At 44.1% G+C, this 17,976-nt stretch carries 12 protein-coding genes and 6 tRNA genes; 3 read left to right on the forward strand and 15 right to left on the reverse strand.

Going from position 1 to position 17,976, the window contains the following annotated elements:
- Position 1: 1 nt before the first annotated feature.
- The 3 genes from menH to LGO15_RS19110 are packed head-to-tail and all read right to left on the reverse strand — an operon-like array spanning position 2 to position 3,962.
- Positions 2 to 811 carry a 2-succinyl-6-hydroxy-2,4-cyclohexadiene-1-carboxylate synthase gene (menH, locus tag LGO15_RS19100; RefSeq protein ID WP_226085568.1) on the reverse strand — a complete coding sequence of 270 codons (810 nt, stop codon included), beginning with the start codon at positions 809 to 811 and terminating at the stop codon, positions 2 to 4.
- Positions 808 to 2,559, reverse strand: coding sequence for a 2-succinyl-5-enolpyruvyl-6-hydroxy-3-cyclohexene-1-carboxylic-acid synthase (menD, locus tag LGO15_RS19105; RefSeq protein ID WP_226085569.1), 1,752 nt, complete (start codon positions 2,557 to 2,559; stop codon positions 808 to 810). The genes menH and menD overlap by 4 nt, the downstream gene beginning before the upstream one ends.
- Positions 2,556 to 3,962, reverse strand: coding sequence for an isochorismate synthase (locus LGO15_RS19110; RefSeq protein WP_226085570.1), 1,407 nt, complete (start codon positions 3,960 to 3,962; stop codon positions 2,556 to 2,558). Before LGO15_RS19110 ends, menD begins: the two co-directional genes overlap by 4 nt.
- Positions 3,963 to 4,292: 330 nt before the next feature.
- On the opposite strand from LGO15_RS19110, the gene LGO15_RS19115 reads away from it, so the two are divergent.
- Both LGO15_RS19115 and LGO15_RS19120 read left to right on the forward strand, forming a co-directional pair.
- Positions 4,293 to 5,225: a 1,4-dihydroxy-2-naphthoate polyprenyltransferase gene (locus tag LGO15_RS19115; RefSeq protein WP_226085571.1), complete on the forward strand. Its 933-nt coding sequence runs from the start codon at positions 4,293 to 4,295 to the stop codon at positions 5,223 to 5,225.
- Between the two features lie 106 nt (positions 5,226 to 5,331).
- The gene (locus LGO15_RS19120) at positions 5,332 to 6,105 is read left to right on the forward strand and encodes a TraR/DksA C4-type zinc finger protein (RefSeq protein ID WP_226085572.1); all 774 of its coding nucleotides are present in this window, start codon (positions 5,332 to 5,334) and stop codon (positions 6,103 to 6,105) included.
- A 107-nt stretch (positions 6,106 to 6,212) separates the two neighbouring features.
- On the opposite strand, the gene LGO15_RS19125 is transcribed toward LGO15_RS19120, so the two are convergent.
- Positions 6,213 to 7,112: a cupin domain-containing protein gene (locus tag LGO15_RS19125; protein ID WP_226087936.1), complete on the reverse strand. Its 900-nt coding sequence runs from the start codon at positions 7,110 to 7,112 to the stop codon at positions 6,213 to 6,215.
- A 132-nt stretch (positions 7,113 to 7,244) separates the two neighbouring features.
- Here LGO15_RS19125 and LGO15_RS19130 point away from each other — a divergent pair, with 132 nt between their 5' ends.
- Entirely contained in the window at positions 7,245 to 8,117 is an 873-nt protein-coding gene (locus LGO15_RS19130) for an EamA family transporter (RefSeq protein ID WP_226085573.1), read from the forward strand.
- Between the two features lie 280 nt (positions 8,118 to 8,397).
- Here the strand turns inward: LGO15_RS19130 and LGO15_RS19135 are convergent, their stop codons facing one another.
- From LGO15_RS19135 to LGO15_RS19185, 11 genes are all read right to left on the reverse strand, one after another.
- Positions 8,398 to 10,800, reverse strand: a complete 2,403-nt coding sequence (locus tag LGO15_RS19135; protein ID WP_226085574.1) for a glycogen/starch/alpha-glucan phosphorylase — start codon at positions 10,798 to 10,800, stop codon at positions 8,398 to 8,400.
- Positions 10,790 to 12,241 (reverse strand): glycogen synthase GlgA, encoded by a 1,452-nt coding sequence (gene glgA / locus LGO15_RS19140; protein ID WP_226085575.1) that lies wholly within the window; start codon positions 12,239 to 12,241, stop codon positions 10,790 to 10,792. The genes LGO15_RS19135 and glgA overlap by 11 nt, the downstream gene beginning before the upstream one ends.
- Positions 12,238 to 13,266 carry a GlgC family sugar phosphate nucleotidyltransferase gene (locus LGO15_RS19145; RefSeq protein WP_226085576.1) on the reverse strand — a complete coding sequence of 343 codons (1,029 nt, stop codon included), beginning with the start codon at positions 13,264 to 13,266 and terminating at the stop codon, positions 12,238 to 12,240. The genes glgA and LGO15_RS19145 overlap by 4 nt, the downstream gene beginning before the upstream one ends.
- A gap of 22 nt (positions 13,267 to 13,288) precedes the next feature.
- The gene (locus LGO15_RS19150; protein ID WP_318999797.1) at positions 13,289 to 14,440 is read right to left on the reverse strand and encodes a glucose-1-phosphate adenylyltransferase; all 1,152 of its coding nucleotides are present in this window, start codon (positions 14,438 to 14,440) and stop codon (positions 13,289 to 13,291) included.
- On the reverse strand, positions 14,358 to 16,316 hold the full coding sequence (gene glgB / locus LGO15_RS19155; RefSeq protein WP_226085577.1) for a 1,4-alpha-glucan branching protein GlgB: 1,959 nt from the start codon (positions 16,314 to 16,316) through the stop codon (positions 14,358 to 14,360). Before glgB ends, LGO15_RS19150 begins: the two co-directional genes overlap by 83 nt.
- A gap of 1,135 nt (positions 16,317 to 17,451) precedes the next feature.
- Positions 17,452 to 17,523 (reverse strand) — tRNA-Glu (locus LGO15_RS19160).
- Between the two features lie 3 nt (positions 17,524 to 17,526).
- Positions 17,527 to 17,617, reverse strand: a tRNA-Ser gene (locus LGO15_RS19165).
- 7 nt (positions 17,618 to 17,624) lie between these two features.
- Positions 17,625 to 17,699: transfer RNA gene (locus LGO15_RS19170), tRNA-Asn, on the reverse strand.
- 13 nt (positions 17,700 to 17,712) lie between these two features.
- Positions 17,713 to 17,786 (reverse strand) — tRNA-Ile (locus LGO15_RS19175).
- 3 nt (positions 17,787 to 17,789) lie between these two features.
- Positions 17,790 to 17,863: transfer RNA gene (locus tag LGO15_RS19180), tRNA-Gly, on the reverse strand.
- A gap of 12 nt (positions 17,864 to 17,875) precedes the next feature.
- Positions 17,876 to 17,948: transfer RNA gene (locus LGO15_RS19185), tRNA-His, on the reverse strand.
- Positions 17,949 to 17,976 lie beyond the last annotated feature (28 nt).

A 17,976-nucleotide genomic window follows, 5' to 3' on the forward strand; every position in this document is an offset into this window, starting at 1 on the left:
ATTATGTATTCGACAAAAACTCACTTACTATTGTACCAAATTTTTCACGTTCTTCCACATGAATTGCATGGCCACAGCCATTTATCGTCAAATGTGTCGGATTAGGGAGTCTGGAAGCCATGTCTGTGGCTATTCTACAGAATTTTTCATCAAGCTCTCCAGTAATAAGAAGTGTCTCAAAACCAAATACCTCCAGCTTGTCCCACCAGGACGGCTGGGCACCTGTTCCCATTCCCCTCAGGCTGTTGGCCAATCCGGCGGGGACATTCCTCAGCCTTTGACTTCTTATTTGTTCCCTTACTTCTGCCGGAAGATTCAATTGTGACTTAAATAGCGGGATCGATTCCCAAAAATCAATGAATCTCTCAAGACCTTCATTCTCGATTCTATCTGCCAGCTTGTGGTCCTGTTGAATTCTTGCTTCACGATCCTCATAATTGACCATACCTGGAGTCGTGCTTTCAAGCACCAGCTTCCTTACTCTCTCAGGAAACAGACTCGCAAAGGTGATCGCCGTCCTGCCGCCCATTGAGTATCCTAGGAAGTCAGCTTTTTCAATACCCAGCTGGTCACACAGCTCCTTCAAATCCATAGCGGCCTTCTCGATGTCATATCGCGTCATATCGCCTGGCGATTCGGTCTCCCCATGTCCAATGAGGTCGACCATCAGCAGAGTTGAATGTTGTCCCCATATAGGACAAAACGGCTTCCAAGTAGAAGCCGCCCCTGTAAAACCATGAAGCAATACAAGAGGAAAACCATCTCCGCACTGCTCGACATTATATCGTACGCCATTGATCATGGTCTTCATTTTGTGTCACCTTTTAGCATTACAGTTATTTCCCGGGAAACAGAATTCCACAAATCTCGATGTTCCTTTAGGTTGGAATCCCTTGTTGTCCTGATTTCCATCACTTTTAAGCCGCCAATCTCTTGGTTTTTAGCAAAAGCATCTGAAAAATGCTCCCAATCTTGGATTAAATCATATTTTCCGTTGTACATTTCGACAACATGGCTGAAATCCAGGTCCAATGGTGTACCGAAAAGCTTTTCAAAATGCTTCGGTTCCTTTGCCTGAGGCAGGAATGAAAAGATTCCCCCGCCATTATTGTTGATCAGCAAGATATTGATATCGATATTATATAATTTCGAAGCTAATAAACCGTTCAGATCATGGTAGAATGTCAAATCTCCCAATACAAGGTAGCATGGCTGCGATACACTGGCTACCCCAAGTGCCGTAGAGACAATCCCGTCTATCCCATTCGCTCCTCTGTTTGCCATCACTTTGATATTCTTTTTATTCAATAGGAAGAATGAATCAAGGTCCCTGATTGGCATGCTGTTGCCAACAAATAATGTTGAGCATTCTGGAAGCATTTCAGTGAGCTGCTGGAATAGTTTTCCTTCGCTTAGCTCCTCAACCTGGGAAATAGCCGACAATCGTTCTTTGGCTAGGTGATTTACAGTAAGCCACTTATTCATATAGCCTGAGTTGCCTGCTGTTACAGCAGTCTCACCGATTTTTTTACAAAACAAAGCCTCGTCGCAATAGAACATATGAGAAGCGGACATCGTAGGCTCACGCCAGCCCGCCCCGCTATCGACCACAAATTGGCGGGCATTCCGGTTTTCTTTTATAAAAATAGTCAGGGCTTTAGAGATTGGCATCGCTCCGAAACGGATGATCACATCAGGCTTCAATGCTTTCTTCGCTTCTTCATTCCTTAAGAATGCATCATAGGCATCAATGATGTGTTTTCCATCATGCTCACCACTTCGTAATTGTGACAGAGGATCAGCGATGATCGGAAATTGTAATCTGTCAGCAAGGGCAATGACTTCATCTGTGAATTCGCTGTTGTCCAGCTGGCCGCAGACAATGATCCCATTCTTATAGGAAGCGATATCTTCACTGATCGCAGCAAATGTTTGATCAGACAAACTCAGATGGCCTGTCTCGATTTCAACATAACCGCCAACGCGTTCAGGCAGCTCAAACAGGTTTTCATCCATTTTCGGAATCAACGGTTCCCTGAATGGGAAATTCAAATGGACTGGCCCCTGAGGATAGCTTGCCGCCGTTGCCGCTGCCCTTCCGCAAACTGTCCGGGCGTAGCGGATCATATCCTCCGTTTTTTCCGGTGGTGCCATTTCGACAAACCATTTTACATTTTTCCCATACAGATGAATCTGGTCAATCGCCTGAGGTGCGCCGACATCACGCAATTCATGCGGACGGTCAGCTGTCAGGACAATGAGCGGAATCCTTGAAATACTAGCTTCAATCACCGCTGGATAATAGTTCGCCGCAGCAGTACCTGATGTACATAACAAAGCAACAGGCTTTTGAGTGGCCTTCGCAATACCAAGCGCGAAAAATGATGCAGATCGCTCATCAACCTGGATATGAATGCGCAAGTTCGGGTGTTCAGCCATAACCAGTGCCATTGGCGTCGATCTAGAACCAGGACTAATGACTACATCCTTTACACCTGTTTTCGATAATTCCGCAACGAATGCTGCGATATACGCTGTTAAACCTTCCTGGTGGCTCATTTATTCTTTCCTCCAAGTGCTGTAAGCATCGGCCTGAACTTGATGCTAGTCTCTTTATATTCGCTTTCGGCATTCGAATCTGCCACGATGCCGCATCCAGCAAATAGTGATACCTCATTTCCCTGAATCAATCCTGAGCGGATCGCTACGGCAAACTCACCATTCCCCTGATAATCCATCCAGCCGACAGGTGCCGCATAAAGGCCTCTGTCCAGCTGTTCAATTTCCCTGATTTTTTCGATTGCCGCCTGCTTTGGAAGCCCGCCCAATGCAGGCGTCGGGTGAAGTTTTTCCACTAAATGAAGAAGCGAGGTTCCTTCCCGATTTTTACCGATTACAGGGGTATACAAATGTTGAATGTACTTCATTTTCATCAAAACAGGCTGTTCAGGAAGAAGCACCTGATCACAGGTTTCTTCCATTGCTCCCCTGATCATATCCACGACATATTGATGTTCAATCAGGTTTTTCTGGTCTGTTAAAAGTTCCTTGCCGAGCTTTTCATCTTCTTCAGGTGTGCTGCCTCTGGCGATCGATCCTGCTAAGCAGGCTGAAAACAGGCTTGCCCCATCTTTCTTGACCAGCCTTTCAGGAGAAGCCCCGATAAAACAATCACCATTTGATTCGAAAGCAAATGTAAAACTTTCCTGCTGATTCTCAAGAAGGTTTGCGAGGACACTTTCAGCGCGAACCACATCTTTAAAATGAAGCCGAAGCTCCCTTGCAAGCACAACTTTTTTCAATTCACTGTTTTCAAAACCGTTCACCGCATCCGTCACTGTCTGCTTCCATGCCTCAGGATCAATTTCGATAATTTCCTTTAGATCCAGACTGGCAAGCACTGGTTTTAGCAGTGCCTTTGAAAGCACTTCTTCCCTCTCGCTTGTGACTTTATCAAATAATGACATATCATCATGCTGGGTGCAGACTACATTGGTAGTAAAGTATGCCTCTCCCTTGACAATCGTCAGCATATATTTTGGAATGTGGAAAAGAGCTTCCGAAAATTTTGACCATAATCCGGTCTTCTTCTTCAGCGGATCGAAAGTAAAGCCTCCAAGCATGGTTGGCCCGGTTCCATTCTCCTTATATTTATTAAAAACCAGAGCAGTATCCATGAAGCGCTTCCACTCTTTTTCAACATGAAAAAAGCGGTCAGCTCCCTGATCCGACTGTATTTGTCCGCATATACCCAATCCAGATAGGAAATGTTCTCCTTCAGGATCCTTCCAGAAAAAGCGTTCTCCAAAAAACTTTTCCCTATTTGAAGCAAAAAAATAAAAAGGATCTATTCGTTCTATTTTATGGACCTCGCTGACCAAAATCGACTGAGATTGTCCTTTGGCCCGCTCAATCGCATCAAGAATTCCCTGTCTAAGTTCCGTTTCCTGAATGGCAACCAAAATTATCCCCCCAATAACAGCCTCTCATCTGTTATTACACGTTTTAAAGCTTATTTTAAGATACACCTCATACACCACGATGTCAACGATGGCGGGCTTTCCTAACCTTTTATCATCCTTATTATATATTACACTCAAACAGTTGAGGCAATCTGGAAAATCCATCCTCATTATACGTGAAAATACTAATTGACAGTACATATGTGAATATCTACACTTATAATTGTAAGGTAATTTAGCCTATATATGAAAGGTCTTTTTGACAATTTTGGTTCTTTTAGATAAAATATTAAGGTTTGATAGATTGATATAAAAGGGAGAGAATTAGTTATGCAACCACAGCTACAGCCTAGTTCTTCACCAGCAGTCAATGGCGCAAACTGGAGAGTCTGGTGGCAGCTTACACGGCCCCACACTTTGACCGCAGCATTTGCTCCTGTCCTTCTTGGGACTGCTTTAGCGATAGAGTTCAGCGGCGGAATCCATTGGGGAATGTTCCTCGCGATGTTAATAGCCAGTCTGTTGATACAGGCAGCAACGAATATGTTCAATGAGTATTATGATTTCAAACGCGGCCTTGATAATGAAAATTCTGTTGGGATTGGCGGGGCAATTGTCCGTCATGGCATAAAGCCTAAAACGGTTTTGAATCTTGCCTTTGGTTTATATGGAATTTCAGTCCTGCTCGGCGTATATATTTGCATGAGCACCAGCTGGTGGGTCGCTGCTGTCGGCGTCGTTTCCCTCGCAGCCGGATATCTTTATACAGGCGGTCCATTGCCGATTGCTTACACACCTTTTGGCGAGCTTGTCGCAGGATTTTTCATGGGTGTACTGATCATCCTTATTTCGTTCTACATCCAGACTGGCACTGTCACTTCAACAAGTGTACTCGTTTCATTTCCTAGCTTTCTGCTAGTCGGAGCGATCCTGCTTGCGAATAATATTCGCGATCTGGATGGTGACAAGGAATTCGGCCGGAAGACACTCGCAATCCTGCTCGGACGAAAAGGCGCCATCAGGCTGCTTGCAGGAATGTTCATTGTATCTTACGCCTGGGTAATCGGGCTAATCATTACAGGTGTCGTTTCACCTTGGCTGGCAATTGTCGCCCTCAGCATTCCTAAAGCTGTAAAAGCAACGAAGGGCTTCATTGGAAAATCCAATCCACTGCAAATGATGCCGGCTATGGCTAACACAGCAAAGACTAACACCATTTTCGGCTTACTTTTATCAGTAGGCATTTTCATCAGTTTGATATAGTCACACACGAGAAGCTTCTGCCTATGGCGGAAGCTTTTTCTATGTTTCTTCCCATCACGAGCGGGTATTTAGTACGTATGACACGAATCAAAACTAAGGATGTGTAATGATGCTGACAAATGACCAGCTTACCCAATTGAAGCAAACGCTTATAGATGAAAAAGAAATGCTAAATTCGCAAATAGAAAACAATGAAGAGGAAGGTTACCTGGAGGGCAGCCAAAGGGAAGCGACCGGGGAACTTTCTTCATACGATAATCATCCGGCCGACAGCGGCACAGAACTATTTGAGCGCAGCAAAAATCTTGCATTGGACGAGCATCATGATGACCAGATTGAAAAAGTCGATCAAGCCCTGAAGGCTATTGAAGATGGGACGTATGGTAAATGTGCAGAATGCGGCAAAGAGATCCCTTTTGAGCGACTTGAAATTGTTCCATATACTTTGTATTGTGTCGAGCACTCACAAGAACAAAACCTATCAAATGATCGACCGGCGGAAGAGGATGTGCTTGAATATACTCATGACACCAACTTTGACCGCCGCCAAAACGAGGAAATGGCTGACAATAGGAACAGCTTTGATGACGTTGCCGAATTCGGTACATCGGAAACTCCATCTGACCTTACCGGTGATCATGAAGATTATAATAAGCTCTATATTGATAATGAAAAAGAAAGAGGCTTCACGGAAGACTATGAGTCCTTTAGTGCAACTGATATTGATGGCGATGATCGCCAAGTGTTCCAGAGTGATGCCGAAGAGGAATACGAAGAAAAACTAGACGAAGCCGGCACCGAATCCGAACTTGGAGATATCCCTTATAAAGAGGGAGATAGTTATATAGAAGATGCTAAAACGAAAGATAAAGAAGAATAAACAACAGCCTCAGTTCAGTGTTGGACTGAGGCTTTGTTTTGAGGTGATTTTAGCAATACAAACAAAAAAAAGATTGGAGATTGACTCTCCAATCACGTGATCACCCTTTACTCCGCTTCCATCGCATCCGCCTTTGTTTGGTGGACAGTTCCGAATGGATGCTCAGGTGGAGCATAAATAACATATACTTTTAGCTTTGTATCACCGATATTCGTGATATTATGCCATTTCCCCTCCGGAATCATAATGGCAAAGTCATCTGATACTCTGGACTCAAAATCGAGGTTATCTTTGCTGTCGCCCATTTGTACAAGTGCTTCTCCTTCTTCCACACGAATGAACTGATCCCCGGTTTCATGGATCTCAAGACCGATGTCATCACCAACATCGATGCTCATCACTGTCACCTGAAGTTTGTTCCCTGTCCAGATGGCTGTACGGAATGTTTCATTTTGCAAGGACGCTTCTTCAATATCAATCGTAAATGGCTGCTTTCCATAATCCTTTAATCGAACGGGACCTTCTTGCCTTAAACAGCCAAATCTTGTCGCATGCTCGATTTCATCTGCAAAAGCCCTAAAGAAGACATTCCCTACCGGAAGATACTGAGTCAGCAAATAACTGTTGCGAAATTCATGATAATCTTCCACTTCTGTTTCATATGCCTTTTTCAGGCCTTCCTGATAAGAATCGAATTCCACTTGTTCGATTTGGTACTGCGGCGATTGACCAGTAAGTGTAATGAACAGGTCGGTAAATTGTTTTAAGTGGACTTGCTTATCCTCCAAAGCCTGCTGGATCGCTTTCTTATGTCTTTGATTTGGTGCAGATTGTGCCAGGCGATTGTAAAAATCAACTGCGGAAGCTTCTCCTTTTATACCAGCAAGCAGTGCTTCAAGTACTTGCTGATGGCTATTCTGACTGGACCTTGCCATAAAGTTTGGGCTATATGTTCTTGAGTTGTCATATGGATAGGAATAGGATGGAACGTTATACAAATTTCTCATTCCCTTCACAGGTTTTATCAACCTATCCTATGCCTAGCATCTCTAAGACGTACATTGTTTGATAAATGGACAAGAATATTCCTGCTGGAGATTCCCAAACTAAGAGTATCATATTAGAAATGGAGATAAACGATGAGTATCATTTTAGCTTTACTGGCTGCGCTATTCGCCTCCTTTACTGCCATTCTTGCTAAAATCGGAATCGAGGATGTCGATTCAAATCTTGCAACGGCCGTCAGGACAATAGTGGTCGTCATCATGGCCTACATAATGGTCATGATTACCGGCCAGACGGAAAACATAATGGATGTATCAACAAAATCATTCATCTTTCTCGTACTCTCTGGTTTGACGACCGGTCTTTCCTGGCTAGCCTTTTTTAAAGCGATCCAGATTGGGGATGTTTCCAAAGTAGTCCCGATTGATAAAGCCAGTGTCGTGTTGACGATACTGTTATCATTCTTGGTGCTTAGGGAGCCTGCAACAATGCCTGTTGTGGCGGGTGGTGTCATCATATCCATTGGGACTTTTGTGCTGATTGGAAAAGACAAAAATAAGAAAAAGCAGAAGAAAAAGGTGTTCAACACGAAATCTTATATTTTTCTCGCCATCATGTCCGCTGTCTTCGCTGCCCTGACCAATATCCTGGCGAAAATCGGTATTGAGGATGTCGACTCAAATGTGGCTACCTTCATCCGAACAGTCGTGATCATTATTTTTGCCTGGGGAATTGTGTTTTTTCAGGGAACTGTAAAGGAACTAACGAAAATATCAAGGAAGTCCTACATCTTCTTGATACTATCCGGCGCCGCAACTGGTTTCTCATGGTTATGTTATTTTGCAGCCCTAGCAATCGGCAAGGTGAGCATCGTCAACCCAATTGATAAATTCAGCGTCGTCTTGACGATGGTCCTAAGCTTCATCATTTTAAAAGAAAAACCAACCAAATCAACCGTCGCAGGTGCCGTACTGATTACGATTGGGACTGGGTTACTGATATTATAGAGGGCTGTAAATCCATGGATGCTCCCTTTTTGCATCGATGACCTCATTAGTGCTCATAGAGTTTTTCTATGGGACCTTTTGCGTTCCCACGACCTCTTTCGAGCTGATAGAATTGTTATATGGACCTTTTGGTGCTCAACAATCTCACTTGGACCTATAGAATTTTTCTAAAAGCCCCTTTGACGCTCCAACGACTTCATTCAGACTTATAGAATTCCCGTTTTAATTCAATAAAAAATTACAAAAAGGCCAAATCGTCCCCGATTTGGCATAAAGCATCTTAAACTTTCAAAGCAGATTGTACTTTCCAGATTTGGTCTGCATATTCCATGATGGTTCTGTCACTGGAGAAATATCCTGACTTGGCGATATTTATCAGGCTCTTTTGCAGCCATGCGTTCCGGTCTAAATAACTTCGGCTAATCTCCTGATGGGCCTCTGCATAGGAAGCAAAGTCCCGCAAAACAAAATACTGATCATTATGGCCAAGCAGTGTGTCAAACACTTCATTAAAATGGTTTTCTGTATCAGGGAAGAATCCATTGACCAGCTGGTCGACCACTTCCCGGATCCGTTCATCATGGTGATAATATTCGAGCGAATGGTAGCCGCCATTATTCTGGTAATCTAGCACTTCTTCTGCGGTCAACCCGAACAGGAAGATATTTTCCCTGCCGACCAAATCGGTGATTTCGACATTGGCCCCGTCCAGCGTGCCGAGTGTCAAAGCCCCGTTCATCATGAATTTCATATTCCCAGTGCCGGAGGCCTCTTTGCTGGCAGTTGAGATCTGTTCGCTGATATCCGCAGCCGGAAAAATCTCTTCAGCAAGCGATACACGGTAGTTTTCAAGGAAAACAACCTTCAGCTTCCCATTGATCGCAGGGTCATTGTTCACCTTGTCTGCGACGCAGTTAATCAGCTTGATGACCTTCTTGGCAAAATAATAACCAGGTGAAGCCTTTGCCCCGAAGATAAAAGTACGCGGGTATAGCAAGGCTTCAGGATCCTTTTTCAAAGCATTATATAGATGCATGATGTGCAGGACATTCAGCAGCTGCCGCTTATAAGCATGCAGCCTTTTTACCTGGACATCAAAAATTGATTCTGTATCCACCTGAATCCCGGTTTTATCCAGTATCCGGTTTGCCAGCCGCTCCTTGTTAGCCTGCTTGATTCCATGCAATTTTTCAAGGAAAGCGGAGTCATCCTTAAACCGCATCAAATTCTCCAATTGCTGTGGAGACGAAACCCACTCAGTACCAATAGCATCCGTAATCAATCCGGACAAACCAGGGTTTGCTTTCAGCAGCCAGCGGCGGTGGGTAATCCCATTCGTCTTATTGTTAAAACGCTCAGGATAAAATTGATAAAACAGGTTCATTTCCCGATTTTTCAAGATCTCAGTATGCAGCTGTGCTACTCCATTGACACTGTGGCTGCCGACAATGGCAAGCGGAGCCATCCGCACCTCGTCATGGGCGATGATCGCCATGCTTTCAACCCTGCCCCAATCACCAGGATACTGATCCCATACCTGCTTGCAGAAGCGTTCATTGATTTCTTCAACGATCATGAAAATGCGCGGCAGCAGCGGCTTGAAAATTCGGATTGGCCATCTCTCAAGCGCCTCAGCCAGGGTCGTATGGTTCGTATAGGAAAGTGTCTGGACAGTGATATTCCAGGCATCTTCCCAGCCCAGGCCTTCCTCATCCATCAGGATCCTCATCAACTCAGGAACGGCAATCGCAGGATGCGTGTCATTGATATGGATGCTCACATAGTCATGGAACTCTAGCAAGCTCTTATTCTTCTTTTTAAAAGAGTTCACAATCGCCTTCAGACTTGATGATACAAGGAAATATTGCTGCTTCAGCCGAAGGATCTTTCCTTCATCATGCGTGTCATCAGGATATAAAAATTCGGAAACCGATTCGGTATCCTTCTTGTATTTAAAAATATCCGCGTTTGCCGGGAACCTTGATGGCTCGGCATTCCACAGCCTTAACGTGTTGACCGTCTGGGTCTCATAACCGATGACAGGCAAGTCATACGGTACAGCCATGATCGTCTCGGCATTCAGATGCCTGAAGACAAGCCGGCCATTTTCAATCCTGCTTTCGATTTCACCCCAAAACGGGACCTCGACCGCATCATCCGTCTTGCGAACTTCCCAAACATGACCATGCCTAAGCCATTGTTCAGGAAGCTCGACTTGATAGCCATCGACTATTTTCTGCTCAAACAGACCGTGTTTATAGCGAATTCCGCAGCCATGTCCCGGCAGGTCAAGAGACGCGAGGGAATCTAAGAAACAGGCAGCAAGGCGGCCTAGACCACCGTTGCCCAGCCCTGCATCCGCCTCGATTTCCTCCAGCTGATCAAGCTCGATCCCCAGTTCCCTAAGCCCTTCACAGACTACTTTTTCCACCCCTAAATTAATGAGGTTATGCCTCAGCAGCCTGCCCAGCAGGAACTCAATCGACAAGTAATAGACCTGTTTTTTCGCTCCGGCACGATATAATTCATTTGTTTTAATCCAATCAGAACTCACATGCTCCCTGATCATATGCCCGAGAGTCTGGAATTGCTCCCGGCTCGTGCTTTCTTCAAAGCTGGTTCCAAACATCATCTCGAGTTTTTTCAAGAAAGCATTTTTGAACTTGGGAACACTAGAAAACATGCGATTCACTCCTTGAGATGAGATCGGTATACAACTCATTGTATTGTTTGGCAGATTGTGCCCAACTATAGTCTGTCTCCATAGCGTTTTTCGCCAGCATCAGCCATTTTTCGCGCTTTTGGTAAAAAGACAACGCCCGCTGGATTGTAAAGAGCATGTCATGGGCATTGAAGTTGGCAAAGGAAAAACCATTGCCCTCACCATTAAATTCATTATAAGGCTGTACGGTATCGTTAAGGCCGCCTGTCTCTCTCACAACAGGAATGGATCCATAACGCATCGCGATCATCTGGCTCAGACCACATGGTTCGAACTTGGAAGGCATCAGGAATAAATCCGAGCCTGCGTAAACTTGGTGGGCAAGATTTTCATCAAAGCCAATGTAGACACCACATTGCTCAGGATATTGCACAGACATGTCCCTGAAAAATTGTTCAAATTCAGGGTCGCCAGTTCCCAGGACGACAAGCTGTAATCCGGTCGCCATGATTTCATGGAAGACTCCCCTGACCAAATCGAGCCCCTTCTGCTTCGTCAGCCTCGTAATCATTGCCACTACAGGGGTTTCCTCGTTTTCCGGCAAACCGAAATTAAGTTGCACTTGAAGCTTGTTTTCGACTCTTCTTTCTAGTGAGCTTCCCTCGAACTTGGCAGCCAATCCTGGGTATTTTTTAGGATTATATAAGTCATGATCTATTCCATTAAGGATTCCTGAAAGATCCTCGCTTCTTTTACGCAGAATGCCATCCAGCTTTTCACCATAAAACTCTGTCTGTATTTCCTCCTTGTACGTCGGACTGACAGTAGTGATATGGTCAGCAGCAATCAAAGCACCTTTCATGAAATTGGTGTTCCCGAAGAACTCCAACTGCTCTTCATTAAAATATTGGCTGTCAATCTGCAGAAGATCCCCCAATACTTCCGGAGGGAAAATCCCCTGGAACTGCAGATTATGGATGGTGAACACAGATCTGATCAATCCGTAACCAGGACGCTTATAGTACTCTGTCCTGAGTAAAAATGGAATCATCCCTGTATGCCAGTCATGGCAGTGAATCACATCAGGGTAAAATTCGATTTCTGCGATAAACTCAAGGACGGCCCTGTTAAAAAACGCGAACCGTTCTCCATCATCGTAATGCCCGTAAAGGCTGTCTCGCTTGAAATAATACTCATTATCTACAAAATAGAATGTAACACCGTCATACTCAAGAGTCTCAATGCCGCAATATTGTGAGCGCCAGCCTAGCTGCACATGATACTCTTTTACTTTCTTCATTTCAGAACGGAATTTCTCAGGTATCAAACCGTATTTCGGTAAAATCACCCGGACATCCGCTCCCAGCTTTTTGAGTTCCTTCGGAAGTGAACCCGCTACATCAGCCAGGCCTCCTGACTTGATGAACGGGACGCATTCCGAGACAGCAAATAAAACCTTCACGGCCTGCTCCCTACTCCCTGGACCGATCCTTTGCGGATAACAGCCGGTGAGTCTGCTGGCGCTGTGATCACTGTTCCTTCTTCGATTCTCGCATCCTTATCAACAATCACTGAATCCAATATGCAATTCTCCTTGATTTGTGTCTTTTGCATGATGATGCAATTACGGATGACAGTACCCTTGCCGATTTTCACCCCGCGGGCAATGATGCTGTTTTCCACCGTGCCTTCAATCATTCCCCCGTTTGCTACCATTGAGTTTCTTACTGACGCGTCAATATCATAACGGGTAGGAGGTTCATCCTTCACCTTTGTCAGGATCGGCCTTTCCTTAAGGAATAACTCTTTCCATACTTCAGGTTTCAACAAATCCATGCTCGTGTTAAAATACTGTTCAATCGTATCAACCATGGAAGCATAGCCTTCAAAATTGTAATAGCAGAGATGGAACTGGCTATCGTGATCGGTCACGACATCTTTCATATTCGAGTAACCCGTTTCATTCCTCGTCGCAATTAAATCCATCAACAAGGTCTTTTTTACGAGGTATATGCCCATGGATTTTCCTGCCTTCTGTACCTCGGTGATATCGCATCCAGATTTGATATGCCAGTCAAGGAGCGGCTGGAAATCCATATTGAATACCGTATATGAATTGGCAATCAGTGCATACTCCTGGGTACTCCGTTCAAAAAAGTCAATGTTATCAGCAAAGTGGTCCAGCGTGCCGATTCCTGTATAATGTTTATCCAGATTAGGTGCAGGGAAGAAAAATAGTCCATCCCTTTTTCGATTAAGATCCCAGTTCCTCCCTGACCCCAAATGGTCCATTAGCGACCTGTATTGGAATTTAGGAAAGATAGCTACACTCTGGATACCGGAGTTGACCATATTGGAAAGGATAAAGTCAATCAGCCGATATCGCCCGCCGAAAGGGATTGCTGCTACAGATCGATGAATGGACAGTTCATGCAGATCATCGTGAACAGTTGTCGCATCTATTACTCCTAATAATTGTTTGTTCATTTGTTTTTCCTCCCAAATCGGTTCAATTGGATTGCAATGCTCCGATTGTTTCTTCTGATACTAATGTAATTTCGTCTTTATCGTTCTCGTCTGGCTTGATGATTGTTCCATCCGGGACGTAGACTCCAGGAGAGACAATCGCCTTTTCAATCACACAGTTGTGTCCAATAACCGCATCCGGCATAATCACCGTTTCCTTCACTACCGCTCCCTTTTTCACGGTAACCCCTTGGAACACGACGGTTCTGGAAACCTCCCCTTCAATCTTGCAGCCTTCATTGACCAGGGATTCAGATACTTCTCCTGCTGGGCAAATATATTGAGGCGGCTGGTTTGGGTTGACAGAATAAATCCGCCAAGAATGATCAAACAGGTTCAGTTCGCAATCTTTATCCAGTAAGTCCATATTGGCTTCCCAAAGACTTTGTATAGTTCCTACATCCTTCCAGTAGCCTTTAAAAGGATAGGCAAATAACTTCCTATTTTCTTCAATCAGCAGCGGAATGATATCTTTGCCAAAATCATGGCTTGATTCGGGGTTTTGGTCATCCCTTATCAGATATTCCCTTAATACGCTCCATTTAAAAATATAAATCCCCATCGAAGCGAGATTATTTTTCGCTGCATCCGGTTTTTCTTCAAATTCGGTGATTCTAAGGTCAGAATCTGTATTCATGATGCCAAATCGGTTCGTCTCTTCCCATGGTACTTCAATGACCGAAATCGTCACATCGGCACCTTTTTCAATATGATGTTCCAGCATCAATTCATAATTCATTTTATAAATATGGTCACCAGAGAGAATCAAAACATATTCCGGATCATACTGATCAAGATAATTCAGGTTCTGGAAAATCGCGCTTGCCGTGCCAGAATACCATTTCACTTCGGAACTTTCAGCATAAGGCGGCAGCACAGTCACACCGCCATCCTTCCTGTCGAGATCCCATGCGCTTCCAATGCCAATATAAGAATTGAGCAGGAGCGGCTGGTACTGCGTCAATACACCCACTGTATGGATTCCAGAGTTTGTGCAATTGCTTAATGGAAAATCGATGATCCGGTATTTGCCGCCAAAAGGGACAGCAGGTTTAGCGAGATTCTTTGTCAGTGAGTGCAGACGGCTTCCTTTTCCTCCTGCCAACAGCATTGCCACGCATTTCTTCTTTTGCATGATTGTTTCTCCCCTTTCTTTTGATAACAGGACGTAAAACTGAGATTCCGAATGGAGAAATACTCATCTCTATAGAATATGGCCTTCCATGAAAGGCTATTTCTTCCGCTTTTAAAACTTTTTTATTTATAACGCCTGAACCGCCAAAGTCTGTAGCATCACTGTTCAGAATTTCCCGATACTCACCATTCTTTGGGACACCAATTCGATAGTCGCTATATGTTTTTTCAGTAAAATTGCAAACAATGACCAGAAGTTCTTCAGGATTCCTTCCTTTCCGGATAAATGAAAAAATTGACTGATCCCTGTTATCCGCATCGATCCAATCGAATCCTTCATAGCTCTGGTCGACCTCATACAGAGGCTTTGACCTTTTATACAATTTGATTAGTTCCTTATTGTAAAGGTCCATCTTTTCATGCATTTCATAATCGAGGAGATTCCAGTCAAGCTGTTCCTTGTCTTTCCATTCCGAAAACTGTCCAAATTCGGTCCCCATGAATGTCAGCTTCTTGCCGGGATGCGCAACCATGAAGCCAAGTAAAAGCCTGAGCTGAGCAAACTTTTGCCAGTAATCTCCCGGCATCTTGTCAAGAAGCGATTTCTTCCCGTGAACAACCTCATCATGTGAAAACGGCAGGACAAAGTTCTCTGAGAAAGCATAAAGCAGCGAGAAGGTAACCTTCTCATGTATATGCTTCCTGTTATGGGATTCTTCCTCCATATACTTCAAAGTGTCATTCATCCAGCCCATATTCCACTTGTATGTAAATCCAAGACCGCCATACTCGACAGGCCCTGTCACCTGAGGCCAGTCAGTCGAATCTTCCGCAATCATCATTGCTCCTGGTTCATACTCCTTGACTGCTTTGTTGAGCTTTTTTAAAAAATCTACTCCAAACTGGTTCGCTGCCTGGATTGAGTTAGGCCAATAAATGATATTGGCCACCGCATCCACCCTAAAGCCATCAATATGATATTTTTCTAGCCAGAAAAGTGCACTAGAAATCAGGAAACTCTGGACCTCATTTTTACCTAGGTCGAAATTAGCGGTTCCCCAAACATGGTTCTCCCGATCATTCTCTCGCTGATATTCATACACATAGCTGCCATCAAATTGATACAGCCCGTGAGCATCCTTGCAAAAATGACCCGGAATCCAATCCAGGATGACCCCAATGCCGTTTTGGTGGCACTTATCAACGAAGTACATGAAATCATGAGGTGCTCCATATCGGCTCGTAACCGAAAAATAACCAGTAGATTGATAGCCCCAGGAGATGTCGAGCGGATGCTCAGTTAGAGGCAATAATTCTATATGTGTGTATCCGTGAGAAAGAATATATGGAATCAACTCATCAACAAGCTCACGATATGTAAGGAACTTTCCATCCTCATGCTTCTTCCAAGAACCCACATGCAGTTCATAGATGAACATCGGCTCACCGAGTGTGCTCCTCTTTTCACGTTTTTGCAGCCATTTCTGATCATTCCATTTGTAGCCATCCAATGAGTAGACAATAGATGCTGTATTCGGCCTTACTTCCGAAAAAAATGCATAAGGGTCAGATTTGAGCAACCGCTCACCCGACGCAGTCACAATCTCATATTTATAAATGGCACCAGTCAGATCTCCTTCGAGAGAGAGCTGCCAGACCCCCTCCTGATTGACTTTATGAAACTCATATCCGTCTGCAACCCAATGATTAAAATCGCCCGCAAGCCTCACGTGCATCGCCTTCGGAGCCCACACACAAAATCGAGTATATGTTCCAGTTTCCGTTTTCATGACATGTGCTCCAAATAAATTGTGACTCTGGAACAGATTCCCTTCATGAAACAGATGCAATTCAAACTCTGTAGGATTGATCACCATTGCCGTCCACCTGCCTTTGTAAAAACTAAAAAACTGCCTATTTCAGTAGTATTCTAGTTACCAGAAGGAATTCCTTGTAAACATTTTTTTAATATTTCGACAATAACACTCAAGAATACGCTCCATTCGACAAACACACATAAATGACAGCGCTTCAATGTACTAAATCTTCCAATTACGCGAATTTTGGAGAACGAAAGTTAAAAATGAATAATGATTCATTAGAAAGATTTGTTGAATTTATTAGGTTTGATAGAGGGAACAGGAGAAAAAATGTTATTGATTGATAACGTTTTCATATTATTGAGGAAGTGACTATAGTTGTTTGAGTTGTTTGAGTTGTTTGAGTTGTTTGAGTTGTTTGAGTTGTTTGAGGTTGTAACTAATATGGATCTAGCAGTACAGATTGGGGCATGGATAGCTAGGTGGATCATTTGATTGGATGTTAAGATATGCTTATTGTATGGCTTGATTCTCGCTTCTTCAGCCATTAGACAAATCACTTTCAATGCTTTATATATGTTACGAGTTCTTCCCTTTCTATCCTGGACCGGGCACTTATCTCTTTATGTTACCGGTTTTGACCATGGACCTCCTAACCGGGCATATATCTACTCTTTATGTTACCGGTCTTGACCCTGGACCTTATAACCGGGCACATATCTCTTCTTTATGTTACCGGTTTTGACCATGGACCTCCTAACCGGGCACATATCTCTTCTTTATGTTACCGGTTTTGACCATGGACCTCCTAACCGGGCACATATCTCTTCTTTATGTTACCGGTTTTGGCCGTGGACCTTATAACCGGGCACATATCTCTTCTTTATGTTACCGGTTTTGACCGTGGACCTTATAACCGGGCACATATCTCTTCTTTATGTTACCGGTTTTGACCGTGGACCTCATCACCAGGCACATATCTCTTCTGTTTGTTACTAATTTTTGCTTATACCTCTGAACGGGCAATGATATACTAGTTCCTTCTTGAATATTTTACCTTCTTTTTAGTCTAGGCTGCTTGATGTATTGATCAAATAGCCATTTAAAAGTACCTTTGAATCAATTACCTGGCTTCCTAGATTATATGGACATAAAAAAAAGCTGTTAGCAAATTTGCTAACAGCTTTCCTTATGACCCCTACGGGATTCGAACCCGTGTTACCGCCGTGAAAGGGCGGTGTCTTAACCGCTTGACCAAGGGGCCTTATGGCGGAGAAGGAGGGATTTGAACCCTCGCGCCGGTTACCCGACCTACACCCTTAGCAGGGGCGCCTCTTCAGCCTCTTGAGTACTTCCCCATAAAAATGGCTCCGCAGGTAGGATTCGAACCTACGACCGCTCGGTTAACAGCCGAGTGCTCTACCACTGAGCTACTGCGGAATAATATAAAAAATGGGCCTAAGTGGACTCGAACCACCGACCTCACGCTTATCAGGCGTGCGCTCTAACCAGCTGAGCTATAGGCCCTTATGGAGCGGGTGAAGAGAATCGAACTCTCATCATCAGCTTGGAAGGCTGAGGTTTTACCACTAAACTACACCCGCATATAAAAAAGGGGCGACTGATGGGAATCGAACCCACGAATGTCGGAACCACAATCCGATGCGTTAACCACTTCGCCACAATCGCCATATCTATAATTGTATATCCATTTTAA

Source organism: Mesobacillus sp. S13 (assembly GCF_020422885.1).
GTDB lineage: Bacteria > Bacillota > Bacilli > Bacillales > Cytobacillaceae > Mesobacillus > Mesobacillus selenatarsenatis_A.